Source organism: Mannheimia haemolytica (genome assembly GCF_004342115.1).
GTDB lineage: Bacteria > Pseudomonadota > Gammaproteobacteria > Enterobacterales > Pasteurellaceae > Mannheimia > Mannheimia haemolytica.
Genome location: NZ_SMAC01000021.1, coordinates 1 through 22,153, shown reverse-complemented (window position 1 = coordinate 22,153; position 22,153 = coordinate 1). Strand labels below are relative to the sequence as shown.

The 22,153-nt window shown below is 41.0% G+C and carries 33 protein-coding genes; 7 read left to right on the top strand and 26 right to left on the bottom strand.

Annotated features, from left to right (window positions below):
* Positions 1-2 precede the first annotated feature (2 nt).
* The 20 genes from EDC41_RS08705 to EDC41_RS08615 form a co-directional block, all read right to left on the bottom strand.
* Complete coding sequence (locus tag EDC41_RS08705) at positions 3-1,559, bottom strand: terminase large subunit domain-containing protein (protein ID WP_006249661.1); 1,557 nt, start codon at positions 1,557-1,559, stop codon at positions 3-5.
* The gene (locus EDC41_RS08700; RefSeq protein ID WP_006249662.1) at positions 1,559-2,131 is read right to left on the bottom strand and encodes a DUF3486 family protein; all 573 of its coding nucleotides are present in this window, start codon (positions 2,129-2,131) and stop codon (positions 1,559-1,561) included. The genes EDC41_RS08705 and EDC41_RS08700 overlap by 1 nt, the downstream gene beginning before the upstream one ends.
* 22 nt (positions 2,132-2,153) lie before the next feature.
* Positions 2,154-2,450 carry a VpaChn25_0724 family phage protein gene (locus tag EDC41_RS08695; RefSeq protein WP_006249663.1) on the bottom strand — a complete coding sequence of 99 codons (297 nt, stop codon included), beginning with the start codon at positions 2,448-2,450 and terminating at the stop codon, positions 2,154-2,156.
* Between the two features lies 1 nt (position 2,451).
* Positions 2,452-2,787, bottom strand: coding sequence for a DUF2730 domain-containing protein (locus tag EDC41_RS08690; protein ID WP_006249664.1), 336 nt, complete (start codon positions 2,785-2,787; stop codon positions 2,452-2,454).
* Complete coding sequence (locus EDC41_RS13540) at positions 2,787-2,939, bottom strand: hypothetical protein (protein ID WP_006249665.1); 153 nt, start codon at positions 2,937-2,939, stop codon at positions 2,787-2,789. Before EDC41_RS13540 ends, EDC41_RS08690 begins: the two co-directional genes overlap by 1 nt.
* A 26-nt stretch (positions 2,940-2,965) precedes the next feature.
* Entirely contained in the window at positions 2,966-3,313 is a 348-nt protein-coding gene (locus EDC41_RS08685) for a DUF2681 domain-containing protein (RefSeq protein ID WP_015484419.1), read from the bottom strand.
* Positions 3,307-3,576 (bottom strand): DUF2644 domain-containing protein, encoded by a 270-nt coding sequence (locus tag EDC41_RS08680; RefSeq protein ID WP_006249667.1) that lies wholly within the window; start codon positions 3,574-3,576, stop codon positions 3,307-3,309. The genes EDC41_RS08685 and EDC41_RS08680 overlap by 7 nt, the downstream gene beginning before the upstream one ends.
* 2 nt (positions 3,577-3,578) lie before the next feature.
* Positions 3,579-4,088, bottom strand: a complete 510-nt coding sequence (locus tag EDC41_RS08675) for a glycoside hydrolase family 108 protein (protein WP_006249668.1) — start codon at positions 4,086-4,088, stop codon at positions 3,579-3,581.
* A gap of 135 nt (positions 4,089-4,223) precedes the next feature.
* Positions 4,224-4,583 (bottom strand): Mor transcription activator family protein, encoded by a 360-nt coding sequence (locus EDC41_RS08670; protein WP_006249669.1) that lies wholly within the window; start codon positions 4,581-4,583, stop codon positions 4,224-4,226.
* A gap of 164 nt (positions 4,584-4,747) precedes the next feature.
* On the bottom strand, positions 4,748-5,290 hold the full coding sequence (locus EDC41_RS08665) for a hypothetical protein (RefSeq protein WP_115262486.1): 543 nt from the start codon (positions 5,288-5,290) through the stop codon (positions 4,748-4,750).
* Positions 5,277-5,822, bottom strand: a complete 546-nt coding sequence (locus EDC41_RS08660) for a gp16 family protein (protein WP_006249671.1) — start codon at positions 5,820-5,822, stop codon at positions 5,277-5,279. The genes EDC41_RS08665 and EDC41_RS08660 overlap by 14 nt, the downstream gene beginning before the upstream one ends.
* Positions 5,823-5,940: 118 nt before the next feature.
* Positions 5,941-6,228, bottom strand: coding sequence for a hypothetical protein (locus tag EDC41_RS08655; protein ID WP_006249672.1), 288 nt, complete (start codon positions 6,226-6,228; stop codon positions 5,941-5,943).
* Positions 6,229-6,276: 48 nt separating this feature from the next.
* Complete coding sequence (locus tag EDC41_RS08650; protein WP_006249673.1) at positions 6,277-6,666, bottom strand: hypothetical protein; 390 nt, start codon at positions 6,664-6,666, stop codon at positions 6,277-6,279.
* Positions 6,667-6,682: 16 nt separating this feature from the next.
* A complete protein-coding gene (locus tag EDC41_RS08645; protein ID WP_006249674.1) occupies positions 6,683-6,865 on the bottom strand; it encodes a hypothetical protein in 183 nt (60 codons plus the stop codon).
* A 9-nt stretch (positions 6,866-6,874) separates the two neighbouring features.
* Entirely contained in the window at positions 6,875-7,072 is a 198-nt protein-coding gene (locus tag EDC41_RS08640) for an ANR family transcriptional regulator (RefSeq protein ID WP_020828828.1), read from the bottom strand.
* A gap of 182 nt (positions 7,073-7,254) precedes the next feature.
* On the bottom strand, positions 7,255-7,776 hold the full coding sequence (locus EDC41_RS08635) for a host-nuclease inhibitor Gam family protein (RefSeq protein ID WP_020828827.1): 522 nt from the start codon (positions 7,774-7,776) through the stop codon (positions 7,255-7,257).
* On the bottom strand, positions 7,769-8,062 hold the full coding sequence (locus EDC41_RS08630; protein ID WP_006249676.1) for a hypothetical protein: 294 nt from the start codon (positions 8,060-8,062) through the stop codon (positions 7,769-7,771). Before EDC41_RS08630 ends, EDC41_RS08635 begins: the two co-directional genes overlap by 8 nt.
* Entirely contained in the window at positions 8,046-8,282 is a 237-nt protein-coding gene (locus EDC41_RS08625; RefSeq protein ID WP_006249677.1) for a hypothetical protein, read from the bottom strand. Before EDC41_RS08625 ends, EDC41_RS08630 begins: the two co-directional genes overlap by 17 nt.
* An 11-nt stretch (positions 8,283-8,293) precedes the next feature.
* Entirely contained in the window at positions 8,294-8,608 is a 315-nt protein-coding gene (locus EDC41_RS08620) for a hypothetical protein (RefSeq protein ID WP_006249678.1), read from the bottom strand.
* A gap of 2 nt (positions 8,609-8,610) precedes the next feature.
* The gene (locus EDC41_RS08615) at positions 8,611-9,552 is read right to left on the bottom strand and encodes an AAA family ATPase (protein ID WP_006249679.1); all 942 of its coding nucleotides are present in this window, start codon (positions 9,550-9,552) and stop codon (positions 8,611-8,613) included.
* 31 nt (positions 9,553-9,583) lie between these two features.
* On the opposite strand from EDC41_RS08615, the gene EDC41_RS08610 reads away from it, so the two are divergent.
* Positions 9,584-10,072, top strand: a complete 489-nt coding sequence (locus tag EDC41_RS08610; protein ID WP_006253638.1) for a hypothetical protein — start codon at positions 9,584-9,586, stop codon at positions 10,070-10,072.
* 179 nt (positions 10,073-10,251) lie between these two features.
* Here EDC41_RS08610 and EDC41_RS08605 read toward each other — a convergent pair whose 3' ends face one another.
* The gene (locus EDC41_RS08605) at positions 10,252-12,222 is read right to left on the bottom strand and encodes a transposase domain-containing protein (protein ID WP_020828826.1); all 1,971 of its coding nucleotides are present in this window, start codon (positions 12,220-12,222) and stop codon (positions 10,252-10,254) included.
* Between the two features lie 9 nt (positions 12,223-12,231).
* Positions 12,232-12,450 carry a helix-turn-helix domain-containing protein gene (locus tag EDC41_RS08600; protein WP_006253637.1) on the bottom strand — a complete coding sequence of 73 codons (219 nt, stop codon included), beginning with the start codon at positions 12,448-12,450 and terminating at the stop codon, positions 12,232-12,234.
* 213 nt (positions 12,451-12,663) lie between these two features.
* On the opposite strand from EDC41_RS08600, the gene EDC41_RS08595 reads away from it, so the two are divergent.
* Positions 12,664-13,341, top strand: coding sequence for a helix-turn-helix domain-containing protein (locus tag EDC41_RS08595; RefSeq protein WP_006249683.1), 678 nt, complete (start codon positions 12,664-12,666; stop codon positions 13,339-13,341).
* Between the two features lie 443 nt (positions 13,342-13,784).
* On the opposite strand, the gene cdd is transcribed toward EDC41_RS08595, so the two are convergent.
* Genes cdd through folB form a run of 3 tightly spaced genes read right to left on the bottom strand, consistent with a single transcriptional unit; the run spans position 13,785 to position 15,953 of the window.
* Positions 13,785-14,684 carry a cytidine deaminase gene (gene cdd, locus EDC41_RS08585; RefSeq protein ID WP_006251672.1) on the bottom strand — a complete coding sequence of 300 codons (900 nt, stop codon included), beginning with the start codon at positions 14,682-14,684 and terminating at the stop codon, positions 13,785-13,787.
* A gap of 13 nt (positions 14,685-14,697) precedes the next feature.
* On the bottom strand, positions 14,698-15,600 hold the full coding sequence (locus tag EDC41_RS08580) for a DMT family transporter (RefSeq protein WP_006251674.1): 903 nt from the start codon (positions 15,598-15,600) through the stop codon (positions 14,698-14,700).
* The gene (gene folB / locus EDC41_RS08575) at positions 15,597-15,953 is read right to left on the bottom strand and encodes a dihydroneopterin aldolase (RefSeq protein WP_006249772.1); all 357 of its coding nucleotides are present in this window, start codon (positions 15,951-15,953) and stop codon (positions 15,597-15,599) included. Before folB ends, EDC41_RS08580 begins: the two co-directional genes overlap by 4 nt.
* 69 nt (positions 15,954-16,022) lie before the next feature.
* Between folB and plsY the strand changes: the two genes are divergently transcribed.
* Positions 16,023-16,628, top strand: a complete 606-nt coding sequence (gene plsY, locus EDC41_RS08570; protein ID WP_006249773.1) for a glycerol-3-phosphate 1-O-acyltransferase PlsY — start codon at positions 16,023-16,025, stop codon at positions 16,626-16,628.
* 73 nt (positions 16,629-16,701) lie between these two features.
* Here the strand turns inward: plsY and parE are convergent, their stop codons facing one another.
* On the bottom strand, positions 16,702-18,609 hold the full coding sequence (parE, locus tag EDC41_RS08565) for a DNA topoisomerase IV subunit B (RefSeq protein WP_006251675.1): 1,908 nt from the start codon (positions 18,607-18,609) through the stop codon (positions 16,702-16,704).
* A 161-nt stretch (positions 18,610-18,770) separates the two neighbouring features.
* Between parE and EDC41_RS13535 the strand changes: the two genes are divergently transcribed.
* The 4 genes from EDC41_RS13535 (at position 18,771) to EDC41_RS08550 (ending at position 22,020) form a co-directional block, all read left to right on the top strand.
* Positions 18,771-18,908, top strand: a complete 138-nt coding sequence (locus EDC41_RS13535) for a hypothetical protein (protein WP_165876901.1) — start codon at positions 18,771-18,773, stop codon at positions 18,906-18,908.
* Positions 18,898-20,088, top strand: a complete 1,191-nt coding sequence (locus EDC41_RS08560) for an adenine-specific methyltransferase EcoRI family protein (protein WP_006251676.1) — start codon at positions 18,898-18,900, stop codon at positions 20,086-20,088. The genes EDC41_RS13535 and EDC41_RS08560 overlap by 11 nt, the downstream gene beginning before the upstream one ends.
* Positions 20,089-20,202: 114 nt before the next feature.
* On the top strand, positions 20,203-20,625 hold the full coding sequence (locus EDC41_RS08555; protein WP_020824163.1) for a DUF417 family protein: 423 nt from the start codon (positions 20,203-20,205) through the stop codon (positions 20,623-20,625).
* 231 nt (positions 20,626-20,856) lie between these two features.
* Positions 20,857-22,020: an HNH endonuclease family protein gene (locus EDC41_RS08550; protein WP_006251678.1), complete on the top strand. Its 1,164-nt coding sequence runs from the start codon at positions 20,857-20,859 to the stop codon at positions 22,018-22,020.
* The last annotated feature ends 133 nt before the right edge of the window (positions 22,021-22,153 follow it).

The following is a 22,153-nucleotide window of genomic DNA, read 5'->3' as shown; positions in this document are numbered from 1 at the left end:
TGTTAATATCCTTCTGTTAATTGTTGGCTATGGCGTGGACGGCGTGATACCGGCTCAACTGGCATTTGCACTAATTGTCGGCTGGCATAATGAGCCAACAGCAAAGAAATTGCGGTATCACCGTGTCGTTTGCTTTTCCCATCTGCACTTTTAGTGCGTTTATCCGGTATGCGTGGTACGCCTTTGACCACCTGAAATGAACGCAAATCAGCCAAAATATCCGCATCTTTTGGAATAGCTTCCAGCTCGCCGTCTTCCAATGCCGCTTTAAAGGGGGCGGTGTGTTCCCGATACCATTTTTCCGATAACTGCACGCAGTCAATCAAGGTGCTAAATTCATCTCGTGCAGCTTCGGCTAAATAGCCACCATTGCCTCGGGCGTCAAAAGCCCCACCGGCAAAATGCGGTAAGCGTTTAAGCATAAACATCACGATTTGCTCTTGTTGCTTGTAGGGCATATTGCCAAGCTCAACAATAAAGGCGACTTTACGAACAAGGTTTTGTTGCTGAGCAAGCACCACCAGAGAGGTCATATCGCCGCTGCGTGCAAAGTCTTCGCCCATAAAATGCAACAAATCAGGGTTAAGGGTTGCCAATATCGGCTCAAGTTCTAATTCACACCATTCGGCAATCTCCGCATAGCGTGTCGGTTCAGCCACAAGGCTGAAACCATCTTTTGCCGTAAAGCGGATAACAGGCGTGGCTTCGCTCATCTGCCGTTCAATCAAAGCACGAGAGAGCCATAAGCCTGAGCCGAACTTCGGTACGCAGAAGTATTCTTCCAATGCGTCTTCTTCGCTGGCGGTGTCGTTGAGTAGGTTTTCAATCCACTCTTTTTCTGCTTCCGGTGACCACGTTTTTTTCGTCACTACTTGGCAGATACGTTGATATAGCCCATCACGGCAGGCATCTTCAATCGTAATCGTATGCACAGAGTAGCGTTTGCGGCCGGCACGGCTATCGGTAATCAGTTCATTAAACAGATTTTCCGAGCCGTTGTGGGTCGAAATAATACGGACTTTCGCCCCCCACATTGTGAGAGCTAACGCCGCCTTCAAGACTTCCGCTAAGTATTCGTGGAATGCCGCCTCATCAATCACCACCACGCCCTGCATACCACGCAGGTTTTTCGGATTACTGGATAATGCCTTGACCTTAAAACCCGATGAGAAGTAGATTACATAGGTTAAGATGTCTTTATCTTCGTCTTCAAAGATCTCTTCTTGGATTTCTCCAGCCACACGATTAAAGGCTTTTGCCCACATTGCGACAGCATCGATATATTCACGTGCCATCTCTTTATTTGAGCCAATGTAAAATACATCAGAGCCACCGTCTGATTTGCGGGTGCTTGCGATTAAGGCGTTATCTGCTGCTTCTGCCCACGTTAAACCGCAACGGCGGGTTTTTTCGGCAATTTTGAGTTGGCTGTCGTCCGCAATCCACCGCTTTTGATAGCCCAATAACAGTTCGTTAGGATTAAAAGCGTGAATGCTCTCTAAAAACGAACGGCATTCAGGGGCTAATTCATTCAGCGGTCTGTTATTGAGTAGTGCCATTATGCAATTCCTAAAATTTGCTCTTTAATCGTACGGACGGTTTCAGCGGATAAACCCGCTTGCACCACCACTTTTTCAGCGGTTTCAGCGGCTTGTTGTGCGACCTCTTTACGGATTGCCTGTTCCCGTTTAAAACTCAAACTTTCGGCTTGTTCTAAACGTTGAATAGCAGACGAGAGCAAAGCAAGCTGTTTTGGCTCAATACCGCCTTCTTGTTCGCCTAATTTCAATGAGGTTTCAAAGGCAATTTGCTTGACCATTTCCATTAGGGTTTTGCCAATATCGGTTTGTGGCATTTCGCCGAATTGCTTAGTCCAAATTTCGGCAACTTCCCGGGCATTACGGATTTTTGCCCCTAAGCGTTCCATACGGCTTGCGTAGCGGTTTAATCCGGTTTTGCTTAACAGCATTTCATCAGGCAAGCCACAATCCCGAATTAAGTCATTAATTTCTTCTAAAATTTGTGACTGAGAGTACTGCTTATCACGCAACATCATCGCCAGTTGGGTTTTAATATTCGGCGGCAGTAAATCGACTTTTGATGCTCGACCACGAGTATTTTTCTCGCTCATTTAAACGCTCCTTAAATACCGTTTAAATTTTAGGGCGAGGGCGTTTAACGCCACTTACCACAACACGCCCTTGAGCAACATCTAAGCCACGCTGGGTAATGCTTGCCACCATATAGCCATCTCGCAAACGTTCTAAGGTAAGTAAGCCTTGCTCTTCAAGCCAACTTAAATGGGTGCGAACTAAATCACGGCTAATATCGTGACCGTATAAATCTAGGCAATCACTAATAATTGACTCATTGGCATCATAGCCGGCTTCCGCTAATGAGCGTAAAATCACCAGCCGTTGGTCTTGAGTGAGTAAATCTCTTAACGACATATCATTCCTTTAATTTTGCTTCTAATAACAAGCCGAGTTGGTGGCTGATACTATCCACCTGCTTTGAGGTGGCTTTGGTATCGCCTTTTACATCAGTGACTAAGGTTTTCAGCTTTTCCACGTCCACCGCACTTGGCAGGTTTTCTACCTTGGTTTCTAAGGTGGTTAAGCGGTTATCGTGGCTTTTGGCAATTTCCAGCAATTCACCAAGATCATTTTTCTTGGCGTATTTGCTATCTAGCTTGAGCCAAAATGCCGTAACAACAATGGTGAGTAACGCAGAAATAAAACCAAAGTTAGCACGGATAGACTCCCAAAAGACTGTAAATAAATCCATTATGGCTCCCTCCGTCTTGCACGCCCTACAGGGTTTTCTACGCCCTGTTTAATGGCAATCGCTAATAAATCTCGGCGTTGTGCAACCTCAGGATGATTTTTTAAAAAACGCCAAATTTGCCAGCGTTTACGTAATTTTTTAATGTATTTCATTTTGGCAAATTTCCTCAAAAGTCAGATTATGAGCAAGAATCTGACGTTTCGTTTCCAGCGTATCCGCACGGTTCGGATAAATCAGACTGAACGCCGTGCAACCTGTTGTTGTCACGGAAGTAACCGTGTTGCTGCAACTTGTCATCAATATCGCTAGCAGAGCTGCGAGTAACTTTTTCATTGTTTTTCTTTGATATATACACATATTTTACCTCTGCTTTTTTTTGCTCAATTTCAACCGCTTGTTGCTGTTTTTCAGCTTGTAATATGGCATTCTTTTTACGCTCACGTTTTAGTTGCCAGCTTTTAAACAAAGCATAAGACAATATTGCTGCGATGACGCCAATCACGCCTAAAATTTGTTGCATTAACATCCCTCCTCCTCTTTAAATGTACTTTGTTGTTTATGGATACCCCCTTTAATTTTGGCTTGATAGCTGGTTACTACACCCTTAGCGGTAGTTGCCCCAAAAAGATAAATCAACACATTATTTAATAGGCTTTCGGCATAAGGTTGTTGGGTAATTACTGCATAAACCATTAAACCAAATACACACAATGTGCCAAAAAACTGCACGGTGCTAGTGGTGGATAATGTGCCATTGGTTGAGAGTAGTTCTTTAAATAGTTTTGCCATTTTTAAACCTCATTATCTTGTGCTGCGTATTCTAAATTGCCTGCCACACGATTGACCCAACCCTTACCAAAAGTGGGGAAGTTGCGTAATTTTGTGTAAAACTTCAGACGTTCGGCATTAAATAGCATTAAGAGATCGCTTTCAGATTTTGCATTAATTGCCTGCAGGGTAATATTGCCAATAATGCCATCATCCGCTACGCCTACTGCACGCTGTAACATACGACTAGCATTACCAAAACCGTGATTAACCACTGCGTCGAAAAATTGATAAGCAACTGCTGGCTTAAGCTCTGCACAACGATAACGTTGCCAGAAGGCTTTTTCGTAGATTTGGTAGGCTTGCTCACGGGTCATATTCTTCATTGCATACATATAACCATTAGCAACCGCGGTACGTTTGGTAATTCCCCAGTGGGTTTCTCCGCCCGGGTCTTGTGGGTGATTGACATAGCCGCCCTCGTGTCCGATTAAACGGTCAAAAATTTGGCGAAAGGTAAGATTTTGAGACATAGCACACTCCTATTAAAATTGCTTTAAAAGGAGTTTAAAGAATTTGCTGAAAAATTGATTTTAAACGGGTTTAAAGACTGCGTTCTTTTAATACACAAAAAGCCCTGAAAATGATCAGGGCTGGGAAAAAATGATTTACATCTCAAACATACTCATCTGCCTGCGGGCAACTTCGTCCTTATGGACTTTCTTCACAATTTTATATACCCACTGCATTGATACATTGTACTTACGAGCCAATTCACGGTGATTGTTACCGTTAAACTCTTCGTAAATTTTCATATCTCGCTCATTAAGAGCCATCAACAAATTGCGAGGAATATAAATTACCTCGCCACCCCAGTTTTGAGCCATTTGTTGGGCAATATCAATACCGATTTGCTTTGCCTTTTCGGGGCTAAATTGGCATTTTTCTTCTAATGCGACTTCAATATGTTTGGCTAAATCGGTTAACACTTCCGGGGCTTTTTCTTCAAAAATATCCACTAATTCCATTGTCTATTTCCTATCCAAAAACCGTTTCGGTTATTGTATAAAAAACCATTCTTATTTTGTGAAATATTTTTTTAAACTCAATCTTAAAACCCGTTTAAAGCCTGTTTAAATCAGGTTTTATCGCACTTTCAAAAAGTTAAAAAGCCACCTTTTGGTGGCTTGTGTTATTTGGGTTTATGAGCTAACCAAATCTGATACTCAGGGCTATTTTTAACAACCTCTTCACGTCCTAAATCAACAAACCGTTGCACATAGGCAATCGCATTGCGTGTTTTTTCCAGTTCGGCTTGTTCGGCTTTCATTGTTTCGCGTTCGGTTTTGCCGGTTCTCACCACAGCAAAATGGACTTTTTGCGTTTCATACACCGATTTTAAATAGTTATGGTTCGGTAGCGGTTCAATTTTCTGCCCGTTTTCCATTGCTTGCTGACGTTTTTTGCGTATGCTTACTACCGTTTCAGATAGGGCTTGAGCCAGTAGCAATGAGCAAGGGTAGAGTGCTAATACATCATTGAGTATTTTCAAGGCTCTTGAGTTATTAAGGTTACTTTTTTGCGGTTTAAATAAGCCTAAATAAGCAACCATCGGTTGAGCAACACCGTGTGTTAATTGGCTGATTTTGCCGAGTAGTTCACGCCCGGCTTCATCTTCTACGAGAGCTTCTAGGTGTATATCACTGTGGCAAATCGGGCATCTACATAACTTCATTGTACCACTCCACTAATTCATCGTAGCTTATCTTTGGATCAACTGTGCAACTTTTGCTTAGGGCTTTAATCATCACACGTTTATGCCATTTTTTGAGGATTTCAAGCATATAACTTGCATCTCCAGCCTCTAATGCAGAGACATTTAATAATATTGTTGGTCTAGTTTTATTATTGATAACCTTACGCATATAAGCATTTAATGCTTTTTCGCTTGGGTCGTTTAAAAATCCGTGTTTGCCCATTGTTATCCATACCGCTCGGATTTTATGAGCAATTTGGCTTTTTACCGCTGTTTCCCCTGTTGCCGGGCTGTAAGCGGTCGGTTTTTTGCTGCGTTTGGCAAAATATTTTACTTTTGCTCCTTTGGTTTGCAGTTCGTGTAAGACTTTGTGCAACTCGACCACCGTGCATTTGGTCGAGCTGGTTTTATTGGTGAGCCGTTTCAGCATTTCACGGTAGCTTAAATCGTCCATTGCTAGTTGCGACTTGGCAATATGGATAAGCTGGATTAGCTTGGCTTTGTCTGTCATTTGTTACTCCGATAAATAAACAATTAAAAACGTTATCGCTTTTGATTGCCCACTTAAAACAAACGCCACACCTGTTTCTCAGCTAGACGGATGATGTGGCGTTGGTTGGGTTGAGCTGTTACATAATTTCCTCCCTCATCGTTTTTTGTCGTTTTTTAACAAACCGTTTAGCATTCTTAGCTCTGCGGATAATCCACTCTAATTCATCAAGCATTAACTCAATAAACTCTGACTCTGTCATATCCTCATCATCTGAGTACTCTGCAAGAAATGTGTCTAACGGGAGTTCTCTATACTCCAACAATGCTTGGTAACAGAATTGGCTTTGATCGTCATTTGCATCCAAATCCAAAATAGCTAGTGAACCCTCTAGGTGGTATTTCTTAAAAAATTCGTTTTTATTCATTTTGTTGTCCTTTAAATAACTCGGGGTTAAATGGGCTGTAAATGGGTTTTAAATCACTTCAATCAACTCTAAGCCATCTAGTTTCTTATATTGACGAGTCAGTGCAGTTGGTGATGGAAACATAGGTGAGTAGGTTACTATTTTTTCATTCAGTTTTTTTTTGCTCATTAAACCTCTATACTCTTTCTTCTCCTTAGCATTAAAAAAAGGGCGTTCTTTGCGATACCAAACTTCTTCTAAATAAGGGCGAATTTCGTGTCCTTCTTTTGTCCAAGCTCCATCAATTTCCCCATCAACATACACAGCCAATTTTAAAGATCGCTTAATTTGTACAACATCTACCGTGAGTAAATGCTCTTTGTATCTAAATTTAACTCTCCCTATGATACTATCTAGCTTTTGCTTAATTTCTTTCCATTGTTCTTCTGTAATAGCCATTTTTACCTCATCTCTATCAATGTTTACGATTTGCCGTTAATAACTTTAAATGCACCTTTGGCAATAAATCCTGCACCGTACCGATATACACTCCACTGCGAATGGCATCATCTTGGTTTAAATACTTTTGAGCTTGTATCAACTGGATAATTGCCTCATTTAATTGGCTGTTAAGTTGTGCTTTTACGGTTTCTGTCATCACTTCCCCCTAAAACGGTTTATTGTGCATACGTTTACAAAATTCCGCTCGTTGTTCCGCCCAGTCTCGGTTAGCGGTCTTTTTTGCTGATAATTTTGCAACTTCCCAATGGTCTTGAGCTTCCTTATAGTTGCCTTTGCGTTCTGCTTCAGCCGCTTTCTCGGCATAATGTTGGTAGCGGTTAAATTTTGCTTCTGTTGGTTTCATTTCGTTCTCCTGTGGTTAAAACACTTTATAAATGCCCTTCTATCTTGTTCCCCTCTTTGAAAAAGAGGGGCTAGGGGAGATTTTTAAAGGGCATTGAAAAGGGTTTTAACTTCTGTAGTGCAACCACATCACGAAAGCCGCAAACGCAAGATAGGCAAGAATTACTATCGATTGATCACTCATCACTTCACCTCCTGCTCAAACGGCTTGATAATAAATTCCTCTTCGCCCGATTTAATGTTAATCCCCTCAATCGCTGATACTGCTTGCGGGTCGGCTAAAACTGCCTCTTTATTCACTTCCTGCTTGGTGCGGATAAATTGGTGTAGCCCAAAGTTTTCTAATAACTCAATCACACTCTCCGCATTTCGCACACTTACCGACGGCGGTTTTACTCGCCATTGCACTTCGCCTGTAACAAATGAGCCTGTTTTGCACTTGCCGTTATCGGTTAATTCATTGCGGTGGACTTCGCACCACATCTGCACACCTTTTTGCATTGGCTTAATATCTTCTTTTAATGCATCTATATGTTGAGCATAACTGGCACTAATAGCAGCTAATTCATCATTCATTGCCGTAGCTAAACGTTGCAATTCACGCTGTTTATCACCAATGATTTTTATAGCCACTTGCACTTCATCTCGGCTTTGATAAATCGCACTTTGGGTTGCACTTTTTACTCTGGTTGTTTTTTTAGTCATTATTTTGCTCCTTAACTTCATCAAATAATCCCATTGCTTCTGCCATACCTAACATTGCTTCATAGGTTACTAAGCAAGATTTCTCGTTACCTTGTGCGGTAATCTGGACGCCATATCCAACTCTCTCTACCACACTGACCTTTATAACTTTGCCGTGTATATTGGTTGTGGCATTACAAATATGTCTTGTAATTGCCATTGGCAGTTTTTTATATTGCACCCCCAACTCTGCAAGCTGAGATTGACATTCTGCTTTTGTAATGGGTGTTTCATCGGGTTTTGCCATTTTGTCTTTCCTCTTTGTTTGTACAGGTATAAGGGTAAAAATCTTTATTTACTTTCGGGGTAATTCCGCCTTTTTTATCACCGGAATAAATCAGGTACACCACGTTATCTATACAGATTTCAGTTAAATTGTTGCCGATGTAATTTTTAGCTTGTTTGCTTTGGACTAAATCACACCCTACAAGCCCTAAAAGGGCGGTTAATAGTGCTAAGGTTTTCATCTGTTTTTCTCCTAGTGAATTGCTGCTTGTCGCCACCACACTCTGATACCTTCCAGCATGGTGTAGTAGCCTTCCCATCTGCCTAAATCTTCGCTTTTACCGAAGCTGTAGCGGTAGGCTTTACCCTCATAAATCAAGCCTTGAGCAATGTGCTTGTTATTGCCGATTTCCACCTCAATGCGGGGCTTAATACGGGTAAAATCAATATTCAGCACCGTAAAGCCAAGACTGTTTAAGCGGATAATTGCCTTTTGGGTTTGTTTTAAAAAACGGCACGCTGCTTGGTTGGTGCGGTTAAAACTGTGTTTGGGTTTTGGGGTTCTCATTGTTAATCTCCTGTTGAGAGTAAATCTTTACGTGCGAGCTGAATTAAATCGGCAGTTAAGGGAATCATTCGGTCTTTTGCTACCATCGCTGCTAATCGTAAGGTGTGTGTCAGAATCCGTAATCCGCCACCAGTTTCAGTAATGGCTTGCATTACCTTGAGTGCTTCTTGGTTTTCACTCAACCCCCACGCTTTGGCTACCGCTTGGGTATCTTCTTTTTTGGTTTTCTGGATACTGGTGCGTTTGGCACTGCGTGACCAAAGTCGCCCATATTCGTGAGCAGGGTTAATTCCGCCTTTCATTCGGGTGTAGACTTTGTCATTGCCAATCAGCACTAAGCCAACACCAGCTCCGATGTCACTTTCATTCACTACTTCTTCTTGTAACAGCCTTAATTCTTCTAAGGCTTCGTAAGGTAAATGGTCTGCTTCATCAATAATTAATAAACCTGCTGTGCCTTTCATTTTGCGAACAATTAAACGAGCCAATGTCCCTTTGCGGCGTGGTGCATCGTTCATTCCAAGTTCAAGAGCAATTTCATATAACACCTCACTTAATGAGGAACGAGAAGGGCTTGCGGTAACCAACCATACATTCGCATAGCGTTTACGATACTCTCTAGCCGCTTGTGTTTTACCCACGCCACTCGCACCGTGAATAATGGCAAGCACGCCAGTATTTTGAGCAAATCGTAACGAACCGAAAATTTGGTTTGCGGTTTTGGTTTCAATAAAACTCGGAGCTTCGACAAACTCTCTTTTCTTCGCCTCAATACGCTCTAAATAAGCAATCAGCTTTGCTTCAAGTTCTTCATTATTGCCTTTGTAATTTTCATTCAGGTAAGCCGATAACGCCCCGGCATTAATCCCGGCTTCTTTGGCAACTTTCCCCTGAGAACTGCCGCTTTCGGCGATGTGTTGTTTAATTTGGTCGATTAATGTCATAATGGTGTCCTGTTTTTGTTTGGAGGTTTTTATGCTCTTTCGTTCTTTAACAGATGATGAAATTCATCAAATAGCCCTTGATTCTGCTCGTGCAACCTTCTCTGGTTTTAAGTTAAAACGAGCAAATGCCATCGTGATGAAAAATTGCATTACTTTGTTTAAACTTAGTACAATCAATTTTTGTTTAGCTGAATACCATTCCTCTTTTCATCATTTAACTTCTATTGATGATCTTGACGGTATAATGCCGACAGTAAAAAAAGTGGCTCAGATGTTAAGCCTTCAAGAGTCTAAAGCTCTTATTTGGCTACTTTACTTAAAATGGTTGTTCGTAATGCGTCAGCGTAGTCTTCAAGTTTTGCTTGAAAATTCGGCTGATTTAATTCAAGGCGAAGTAATTGCTCAACCGCTTCCAACTTTTGTGAAAGCAGTGTTAGCTTTTCAGCTTGAAACATATCACGGTTTACCAGAATGGATTCCTGAGTTTGATTCTGCTGAATTTTGGCAATCCCTTTCTTGAAAGCCTGTTCAAATTCACTCTCTTGTTGCTCTTTGAGTTCCTTGAAAATCACTCGGTAAGCTTGCCCTGTTAATGTCATTTTTTACTCCTTAAAGGCGTTTAAACCCTGTTTAAATCTCATTTCAAGCGGTCGTTTTTTTAGAAAAATTTGCAAATTTTTTGCAAAAACTGACCGCTAGTTATTCCACTATGCGAAGTTGTTTCTCTTGTTTCAGTAACACTTCATCAAAAATACTGATCTCTTCGGTTTCTTCCACCACCGTTGCTTTACGCACAGTGTTGAAATCCACGATAAAATCTTCTTTCACCAGCACCTCTTTTACCTTCTTCTCTATCGGCTCAGGCACGTCCACTTGTGGGGCGAGGCTTGCCAGTTCGTGAGCTTCCAGTAATTCAAGGGCTTCGGCTTGAGCTTTGGCACTTTTCACTACTTTCTGATATAAGCGACCTTGCTCACGGCTTGCACTGGTATCACCAAATCCTTTCGCCTCTCGGCAAACCGCTTCGGCTAAGAATTGCCCCTCTAGGTTGTACACATACACGTTGCCGTGTAAGTCATCGGGGTCGAACCGTGCCACTACTTTCTTATCCGTTATCCCTATCAGGCTTTCTGCCCAGTAAACGTTAGTTAAGCCGTAAAGTTTGCCGGCTGCTTTCAGCGTAAAACTGCCGTTGCGTTTAATGCTGACCGTTTCTGCCTGTAAGAACAGTAACCGCAACTGTTCAGGGCTGGCTTGTCTTACGTTGCTTGGGTGGTAATCCCGCTCCCAAACTTGGTTAAAACTCAATTCTCCTCGGCACATTTCGGTATGGCGTTCGGTTTGAGAGTTGTACTCTTCTATCCCTGCTGCTATGGCTTTCAAGAATGTGTTGTAATCCACACCGTCTTTACCGCCGTTATAGTTATCAGGGGTTTCTTGTGCATTTCTGCCCGTATAGAAACCACTTAATTCAGGGCGTTTATCTATTTTCTCGCCAATTCCGCCTCGCCCGAAAGCACGTTCAATCGGCTTGGCTTGCCCGTGTCCTTCACCATAAAGAATTGAGGTAAAATGCACATCAATCCCTAAAATCGGCATAATGCCTTTCGGGTCTAACTCGGTATGTTTAAAGCGGTAGCGGTTTTCAATACCACCGGTCATTGCCTTATTCGCTGCTGCTCGGGTGTTATCCAGCGTGAGCGTTTTCGGTATGCCTACGTTAAAAATCACATCCATTAATGCGTGGCGTATGCTGTCAGTATTCTCCGAAATCGATGTTCGATAACCTAAAATCTTGCGGGTGCGAACATCTTGCCAAAACCACGTTTTAGGGCGGACAATCTCGCCGGTGTGCCATTTCACAAACACATTGTGTTGATAGCCATCGCCGTTAATCCATTCTCCTGCGAGAATATCTTTCACCGTGCGTTGTAGTGCCGGCACTAACTTGGCAACCGCATTTGCTCCTTCCCGTTTGAGCAAAATCACCTCGTAAGGCACTTCCGCCAACACTCGGCGTTGGAAAGTCTGTAAACTTGCCATTTGCCAGCCGTATTGCTTGGCGATGGCTTGGGTTCGGCGGTAACTTGCCCGTAAATCCGGCTTTTCAGGGCGGAGGTAATCCGCCAAAAAGCAGTCCCACGCTTCTTCAGTAATCTTGGCTTTCAGCTGCGGCTTTTTACTCCTACCGCTTTCGGAAATTAAGATCGCCTGCCATAAATGGACGGGGTGACCTTTCACTTTGTAGTACCAATTTTTTAAAGAACCTTGCGACACATTTTTAGCGGTTGCTGCTCCCGCTTCTGCCTGCGTATAACTAAACCCTTGGTCGAGAAAGGCTTGCAACTGCATACAGGCTTCTGCCTTGCCTTTTGCTTTATCCCTGCCTTTATCGGTGGCATTATTGAGCCTTGCGATAAGTGCGGGGTCGTCTCGTTTGGGTTGTAGTTCTGCCGCTTGCGGTATTACCGCAAGGGCGGCGTTTAGTCTAAGTTGTTGTTGGGTTTCAATGGGTAGGCTGGTGAGGTGGTATTCGTAAGTAACACCTCTTACACCTTGAATTTGTCGTTTTTGCCATCCTTCTTTGGTTGCCAATCTTGAAACGCTATTCGGTAATTCTGGAACTCCAGATAATCCTGCGATTTCTTTGGCTAAAAACCATTCCTTCATAAAAGCTCCTTATTCGTAACGAGAGGGCCAAATTTCCTGCGGTGTTTTACCAATCGCTTTTGCAATAATTTGCTCCCCTTTGGGATATGGCTTATCTAACGCATTACGAACTGTGGTTTTTGCTAATCCATTCTCAATACCTAACTGAGATAAGGACTTACCGATTTTCATCAGCTCACCACGAATTTCGAAATTACTCATATCTCGAACTCTTTTATTTCTTGCCATTTTGTGAGATCCTTGAAAGTTAGTTTTAGAAACTACTTAAATGATGTAAATCATTTAACTACAGAACGAATAATATAGTGAATTCCAAATGAATTCAATAAGAGAATTCAAAAGAATTTAGTGTTTTTCGGTTTTATTTAATTAACTAATTGATTTTCAAGAGAATTTGTTTGTAAATTTTTTTGAATTCCACTTGAATTCAAAAGGGGTTTTATGAATTCTATAATTAGAAAGGAATGGTTTACGGCATCTGAAGTAGCTGGAATGGGAAATTTACCTGAACAACCATCAAATGTAACAAGAAGAGCTACCAAAAATAATTGGCTCAAAAGACAAATAGAGGGAAAAAGGGGGGTTGCTTTTGAATACCACTACAGCTCTCTCCCAATAAGCGTGCAGCAAGAGTTAGGCTTTGCTCAAACGGCAGTAAAAGAAGAGCCTAGAACATTAGTGGCAGCCCAAACTGCAGATGAAATGGAACGTGTGCCGTTTTATAATGTACAGGCTTCAGCAGGCTTTGGTGCTTTCAATAGCGAGGTGTATGCCCCTGATGACTATATTGGGCTAAGTAAACGATGGCTAGATGTGCGTGGCTTCTATTTGAGCTATCTTGCATTTATTACCGCTTCAGGTGATTCAATGTACCCAACCATCAGTGATGGCGATATGCTATTGGTAAACCGAGCCACCACCCAGCCTAAAGACGGTAAAATTTATGTGTTCCGCCAAGGCGAGCAGCTTTGGGTTAAACGTGTGCAAGGCATTATGGGCGGTATTCGCTTAATCAGCGATAATAAAGAGCTATACAGCCCTATTGATGTGATTTTTGATGAAACGTTAGATTTTGAGGTTATCGGGCAGGTTGTGTACATTGGACACGAGATGATTTAAACGCCATTTAAAGCTACTTAAATCATTTTTACTTTTTCGTTGTTTTAATGGTACAAGCGGTTAGTTTTAGCCATTTTTTCGCAATTCATTATTTTTACTTTTTTCTACATAAAACAAAGGGGCAATGCACCGCAAAGCCCCTGTTTTCAATACTTCTGTTTCACTTATTCCCGAAAAATTCCGCCAAATTCCTATTATTCTTTTATTTCTTAGTTTTAATGGTTCTATACAATCAAGCTATTGCGTGTATTTTTACTCGGTTCAATAAGAGGAGTATTTTCCATAAAAACCTCACAAAATATAGATAATCAGTGGTATCACTATATATAAAAAAACGATATAGGCAAATATAATTGTTGCAAAAGTGTGAAGCTCATCAAAAAATTTAACACTAAAAAATAAATTGCTTAAAGATACAGCACCTTTGCAAAAATAAATCAAAATTACACCGCTTGTAGCGAAAGGTATTCAATCTCTAACCCAAATAGTGATTTTGCCAATGCTTGAGTCATTGCATAACTACTGAGAGAGCCTTTCGCCTCAGCCAGCACAACTCGAGTAACGGGAATATCGGCAAGCCCTAAAAATAATCGATAGTTCAACGCGCTTTGCAACGGTAAAAAAGTAGGATTAAAAGCTGCATTCTCAGTATATTTACCACAAACAATACGCTCACCTACTTGCAGTGCAACCCCACTAAATGCGTTGCTGTAAGGGGCATAAGCATTATTGGCAGCAAAAATTGCCGCTTGTTGTAAATGATCGCCCTTAACCTCAAATTGTTGCGGTTGTTCATCAAATAAGACTTTCTCAATCCCTAAATCTTTCGGTCCAAAACTATCCGGCAAATAGCTATGGAGCAAATTATTTTGGCTATGCGGTAAATGTACTTTTAAGCTTGCCGCACTGTTTAATTCATTCATAAATTGGCGGCAATGCCCACAAGGGGTATAGTTCACAACCACATCTGTTATCAAAGTTTCCCCTGCTAAAAATGCGTGCGAGATTGCACTTTGCTCTGCGTGAACGGATTGTTGCATACATTCCCCGGAAAACTCTTGGTTTGCCCCAAAATAGAAATCTCCGTTTTTGCCAATCGCAACCGCCCCTACATTAAAATCGGAAACTGGTGTAACCGCATAACAGGCAGCAATGGCAATGCAATATAAAGCCAACTCAACACGAGAGCGTTTAAATTTTTCACAGAGTTCATCAACCACTTCATAAGAGGGCTGCCCGTGAAAATCTTGTTTGATAAGTTGCTCAATAATAGCCTGTGTAACTGCACAGTTTTTCTCTGCTTTTAATTGTTCAAAACGCTCTGTAATGTCTGTTCGAAACATACGGTACCTCCGTTTAATGTTTTTTATAGCTGCAAATCAGTATCCCTGCCGTAATCAGTATGGCACTAATAATATGGTAAGAATGAACTGATTCATTTAATAAAATAATACTGAATATTGCTGCAAAGAGCGGCGTAAAATTAGTCATTACCGCTCCTTTAGCAGAACCGACTATTGCAATGCCGAAATTCCAAAACGCATAAGAGAGAATAGAAGGGCCGATAACCAAATAGCCTACCCCACTCCATTGTAAAGCGGTCAAATTTGCTAAATTTTTTGCAGATTCTGCTACATATTCATAGATAAAAAATGGCGTTAACGTTAGAACTGCCAGCCCCACTAATACGGTCAAAAACACCGTATTGCTTATACCTTGTGGACGTAGCCGAATCACACAACAATAAACCGCCCAGCTTATAGTAGAAGCAATCGCCCATAAATCACCTTGATTAATTGCCAAGCTGAATAAGCGAGTTAGCTTCCCTTGCATCAATAGCCACAGCACTCCCAGCAAACTGATTATTGCCCCACTTAGAATAATCGGGCTGATTTTCTCCTTAAAAACGAGCCGATTTAAAAATAGCACCAATACAGGCGAAATAGCTAAATAGAGACTCGCATTCAATGCTGTTGTCGTTTTTAAACCTTCATATAAGGTAGCCGGGAATAAAATTACCCCAAGCAGACCTAATACCCACATCACACCTAAACGAGGTTTTAATAAGTGCATTACCCGCCAAGTTGGGCGAAAAAAGAGCAAAACTAAAATTAAAAAAGCCGGCAACCAACGCAAATAGGTTAAGGTAATAGGCTGAACTGCCCCACTTAACACTTTGCCTAATACAAAATTCCCACCCCAAAAAAGAGTAGCAACGATTAAACTGAAATACCCCAATTTCAGTGATGATGAGATCATTGATGACCTCGTTCTACAATCACACCTACACTGCTTGCTTGGGCAACCGCTTTCGGCTTATGCAGTTCAATCCGAATCCAAGAAAGTTGATACTCTTTTTGTAATAGTTCCGCCAGTTGATAGGCAACAGTTTCAACTAATTTGAAAGGTTGAGATTCAACAAAATCCAGCACTTTTTGCGATACTTCCGCATAATTCAAGCAATATTGTACATCATCGGTTTCTGCCGCTTTGGAAAAATCCCACGCCATATCAATGTTAAAAACCAAGCGTTGCTTAATCGTATGCTCCCAATTGTAAGCCCCAATGGAAGCAAAAGCGGTTAGTTCTCGAATAAAAACCTTATCACTCATTTTTCGTCCTGTTTTATTTTCTGAATTTCTGTAAAATATAGCACAAGATAAATTTAATCAGGAAAATTTATGAATTTAATTCCCTATTTATTGATCTTAACCGCCTATTTGCTCGGCTCGATTTCCAGTGCGGTCATTTTTTGTAAGCTGGCAGGCTTGCCTGACCCAAGAGAAGTCGGCTCACACAATGCCGGTGCAACGAACGTACTACGAATTGGCGGTAAAAGTGCCGCATTAGGTGTGCTTTTATTCGATATTTTAAAAGGCACATTACCGGTGGCGATGGGGATTTATTTTGAACTCTCTCCCTCACAACTCGGTTTCATCGCCTTAGCGGTTTGTCTTGGGCATATTTTCCCGATTTTCTTCCAATTCCGTGGCGGAAAAGGCGTTGCCACCGCATTTGGTGCAATCTCCGCATTAAGCTTTATTGTTGCAGGCGGTGCTATCGGCACTTGGCTACTGGTGTTTTTAATCTCCGGCTATTCTTCTTTAAGTGCCGTCTTCACTGCCTTGGTCGTACCGTTTTACATTTGGTGGTTCGAACCACAATTTACTTTCCCCGTCGCCTTAGTTTGTTGCCTATTGGTTTACCGCCATCACGATAATATTCAACGCTTATGGCGTGGGCAGGAAGACAAACTGTGGGATAAATTCAAGAAAAATAGAGCATAAAAATAGGCATAGTGAACCGTTCGCTATGCCTATTTGCAAATTATTGCGGAAAAATCACCGCTTGTCTTCTCGACTAAACCGCTAAATCAGCCTCATCGCCTCGATTTTGTAGCCATTGTTTACGATCTTCCGCTCGTTTTTTACCCAATAACATATCCATAATTTCAAAGGTATTCAATTCACCCTCTTCTGCCGTATCATCAAAGGTTAATTGCACTAAGCGGCGAGTGCTTGGATCCATCGTCGTTTCACGCAACTGACTCGGATTCATTTCGCCTAAGCCTTTAAAGCGTTGCACATTTGGCTTGCCTTTTTTCTTGGCAAGGCGAGCTAAAATTGCCTCTTTTTCCGCCTCATCTAAAGCATAATGCACCTCATCTTTACCTATATCAATACGATAAAGTGGCGGCATTGCCACATAAACGTGTCCGTTTTGCACCAATTTCGGGAAATGACGAAGGAATAACGCACACAGCAAGGTAGCAATATGCAAACCGTCAGAATCCGCATCGGCAAGAATACAAACTTTGCCATAACGCAACTCTTCTAAATTATCGCTATCAGGGTCAATTCCCAAGGCTACCGCAATATCGTGTACTTCTTGTGAAGCCAATACTTGGTCTGATGAAACTTCCCAAGTGTTTAAAATCTTACCACGCAGCGGCAAAATGGCTTGATACTCTTTATCTCGAGCTTGTTTTGCCGAACCGCCGGCAGAATCACCTTCTACCAAGAAAAGTTCGGTACGGCTGAGATCTTGAGCAGTACAATCCGCCAGTTTGCCCGGTAAAGCCGGACCACTCACCAATTTCTTACGCACCACTTTTTTCGCCGCACGCATACGGCTCTGGGCGGAACTAATTGCCATTTCAGCAATTAATTTACCTGTCTGCACATTTTGGTTAAGCCATAAACTAAAGGCATCTTTCAAGGTGCTATCCACATAGCTTGAGGCTTGACGGGAAGACAAACGCTCTTTGGTCTGCCCTGCAAATTGTGGCTCTTGAATTTTCAGAGAAAGCACATAAGCACAACGGTTCCACACATCATCAGCGGTTAATTTTACCCCTTTCGGCAATAAATTATGGATTTCGCAAAACTCCACCATCGCCTTTAATAAACCGTTACGCAAGCCATTAACGTGCGTGCCGCCTTGTGCGGTCGGAATCAGGTTCACATAGCTTTCCGCTACTAACTCGCCCCCTTCCGGCAACCAAGTTAATGCCCAGCTTACCGCCTCTGTTTCAGCAGTAACATCACCAATAAACGGTGGATTCGGCACGGTTTCATAACCGTTTAATGCCTCGCTCAAATAATCAGATAAGCCGTCTTCGTAATACCAACTTTCTTCGGTATTGTTGATTTTATCAATAAAATTGATGGTGAGTTTCGGGCAAAGCACCGCTTTGGCTCGTAACAAATGGCGTAAACGACTCACCGAAAAACGAGGGCTATCAAAATATTTTGGGTTCGGGTAAAAACGCACTGTCGTGCCGGTCTGTTTTTTCGGGCAAGTACCAATTACCGTCAGATCTTCCACTTTTACCCCGTTGGCAAAGGCAATCGAATAGACTTCTCCGCCACGTTTAATCTGAATTTCAACCCGTTCGGACAGGGCATTTACCACCGAAATCCCCACCCCGTGCAAACCACCGGAAAACGTATAGTTTTTATTGGAAAATTTACCGCCGGCGTGCAATTTCGTTAAGATAAGCTCCACCCCTGAAATTTTCTCGGTGGAATGAATATCGACCGGCATTCCCCGCCCGTTATCCACCACTTCCAACGAATTATCAGCATGAAGAATCACATCAATTTTATCTGCAAAGCCGGACAACGCCTCATCGACACTATTATCAATCACCTCCTGCCCCAAATGGTTTGGACGTGTGGTATCCGTGTACATTCCCGGGCGAAGCTGCACGGGTTCAAGATCTTTTAGAACGGTAATTTCATCCGCCCCATAGCGTTTTTCAGACATTATTCTTTCTCTTAGGCTATAAAATGAAGCTGAATTTTAAGGAAAATTCAGCTGTTTTGCAAAATTTTGGTGAAAAATGACCGCTTGTCGCCAAGATATTGATTCTCTGATGAAAAAATTTATAATTAATAAAACGCTAGTTATTCACTAAGGAATAAAAAATGAATCAAATCAAATCAAATCAAATCAAATCAAATCAAATCAAATCAAATCAAATCAAATCAAATCAAAATAATTTAACCTCTTTATTCCAACTCGCCAACTCTTTTTTTAACTTGGGAGGTTGGAATGTCGAATAATAATGCTAAAAATAGCAATCTTTCTAACGCTAAAAAAGCCAAAAGTGACGAATTTTACACACAATATCACGACATTGAGAAAGAGATGAATGCTTATCTTGATTTTGATCCTGATGTATTTCGTGGCAAAACCATCTTGTTGCCTTGCGATGATCCTGAATGGAGTAATTTTACACTTTATTTTGCACAAAATTTTGCCAGACTTGGTTTAAAAAAATTAATTAGTACCAGCTTTGCTCATAGTAGCAAACCTCTCAATATCCCCTACCAACCAAGCTTATTTGAAAGTGAAGATTCACAATTTAATGCCCTAATTTCACCACTTAAAGGCAAGATTTTTACGCTTGACAAAGATCTGAACAATGACGGCAAAATCGATCACCACGATTTAGCGTGGAAATATTTAAAAAGCGATGGCGATTTTCGCTCTGATGAAATTAAAGCCCTACGAGATGAAGCCGACATCATTATTACTAATCCGCCATTTTCTCTATTTCGTGAATTTATTACGTGGATTATGGAAGCGGATAAGAAATTTGCGATTATTGGCAATATGAATGCGATTACTTATAAAGAAGTTTTCCCATTGATTAAAGATGACAAAATTTGGTTAGGGAAAGGATTTACTAGAAGTTGTGCACATTTTTTTAGTCCGTATGAAAGTGATAGCGAATATCTAGAGTTAGATAGATTTGAAAAATTAGGCATAGCTGTTCCGAAAGGATTATTTGTTACTCGAGTAGCAAGCATTCACTGGTTCACCAATATAGAACACGGTCGCCGTCATCAACCATTACAATTAATGACAATGACGGATAATCTCAAATTCAATAAAAAACTAGACGGTAAAAATGCCTATCAACAATACGATAATTACAATGCAATTGAAGTACCTGAAACCAAAGCAATACCGAGTGATTTTGACGGAGTTATGGGTGTGCCGATCTCGTTCTTGGATAAGTATTGCCCAGAGCAGTTTGAGATTTTGGGAGCAACGCAACGTGGTTGCCACGATGAAGTGCCTGACACAAAGAAATACGATGATTATTGGGAAATGAAACAGAATGGAGAAAAAACAGGATCAGGCGGAGGGAAAACGAATGAAAATGCCAATTTAGCGACAAATGATGGAAAAAAAATTATTTCATCAATTCTGTACTGTTCATTTTATTCTCTGTGATAGCTTTGATTAATGGTGCTGAAAATACCGATTTTCATTTTAAATTGCAAATACTTGTCAGAAACACGCTTGATCTATGTCTAATATACTTCATTTTTTAACTTAGGTATGACGATGAGAGCACTTATCCACACTTTTCGTAGCACGACTTTAGACATCACGATTTTACGTCTTAGCGTATGTCTAATCTTCTTTACTTTCGGTATGACAAAATGGTTTGATTTTGAGGTGGAAATCCTTAAGCCGATGATCAGTCCGACTTGGTTGAATTTTCTCTATGAGTGGCTAGGCTATCACGGCACAAGTTATTTCTTAGGTGTGGTTGAAGGGATTGCTTATATAGCACTTGCCGTTGGCTATTGGAAACCTAGGTGGGGAATTATCGGTTCAATGACAGTATTACTGGTTTCATCTGTTACACTTAGCCTGTTGCTACAGCTTGGTTTTAACAGCTTTATTTTCAAGGATATTCTACTTATCGGCGCAGGATTAGTATTATTAAAATACGATCTAAACCGCCTTTACCCCCACGAATAGCTCACGTTGTTTTTTGATCTGCCCCAAAAGTTGGACTAAGCCGTGAGTAATACAGAACTCACTCCTTGAATTAAATGAAAAGATGGTCATATTGTACAATCCACTTATCAACGTATTTTTATCCGCCATAAAAAGTAGGTCGGGCATCTATGCCCGACAATTTTCCGATATATTCAACCATTGTACCGATAATATAAATTTTCGGGCATTTATGCCCGACTTGGAGACAAAATGCAAACGAAATTAAATACCGAAATCACCATTGAAAAACTGTGCGAAGGTTTTCAATATAACGAACTTGAAGGCAAAGGCTTATTTGGTTTAAACGGTAAATTAACTATTCAGCCTGAATATCAACGTAACTATATTTATGCGGACGGTAAAAAAGATGTGGCGGTTATTCACTCTATTTTGAAAGGCTATCCACTTGGTTTGATTTATTTTAATCAAACAGATGATGATAAATTTGAAGTGTTAGACGGTCAGCAACGCATTACTAGTATCGGGCGATTTGTTACGAATAAATTTGCCATTTTAGATCAAAATAATATCCCTTGCTATTTTTCCAGTTTGCCTGAAGATAAACGCCAATTCATTTTAAATACCACGTTATTAATTTATGAATGCAAAGGCACTGAAAGCGAAATTAAAGAGTGGTTTAAAACCATTAATATCGCAGGCGTACCACTCAATGAGCAAGAATTATTAAATGCTGTTTATTCAGGCTCATTTGTCACCCTTGCTAAAGCAGAATTTAGCAATTCTCAAAATGCCAATGTGCAAAAATGGTCGGCATTTGTGAAAGGTTCAGTTATTCGCCAAGATTTTTTGGCTTGTGCGTTAAATTGGGTAAGCAAGGGAAATATCAGTGATTATATGAGTCGCCATCGTTTTGATGAGAATATCGCTGAATTGAAAACTTACTTTACTACCGTGATTGATTGGGTAAATACCACATTCTTTGATGCTAAAAAAGAGATGTGTGGTTTAGAATGGGGCAGACTTTATGAAAATTATGGCAAGCAAGCTTATGATTTAAGCAAAATTAATGCTGAAATTGACCGCTTTTATGATGACCCTTGTGTGAAAAACCATAAAGGTATTTGGGAATATGTATTGGGCGGAATGACAGATAAACGTTTGCTAGATATTCGGATTTTTGACGACAAAACAAAAAAAGATACCTATAGCAAGCAAACCGAAAAAGCCAAAGTAGCCAATCACTCTAACTGCCCATTGTGTGCTGTGAGCGATAATAACAATAAAACCAAAATTTGGACATTAAAAGAGATGGAAGCCGACCACGTTAGTGCCTGGAGTAAAGGAGGGTTAACTGGAGCAGAAAACTGCGAAATGTTGTGTATCAGCCATAATCGAGCAAAAGGAAACAAATGATAATTTTACAAACGGTTAGTTTCAACGAAAATTTGCAATATTTGTAGAAGATCAAACCTAATCTGACAGTCCCCCGTTTTAAATTACCGTGTCTGTCAGATTAATTTGAGCTTAAATTCTTTTCCACCCAAAT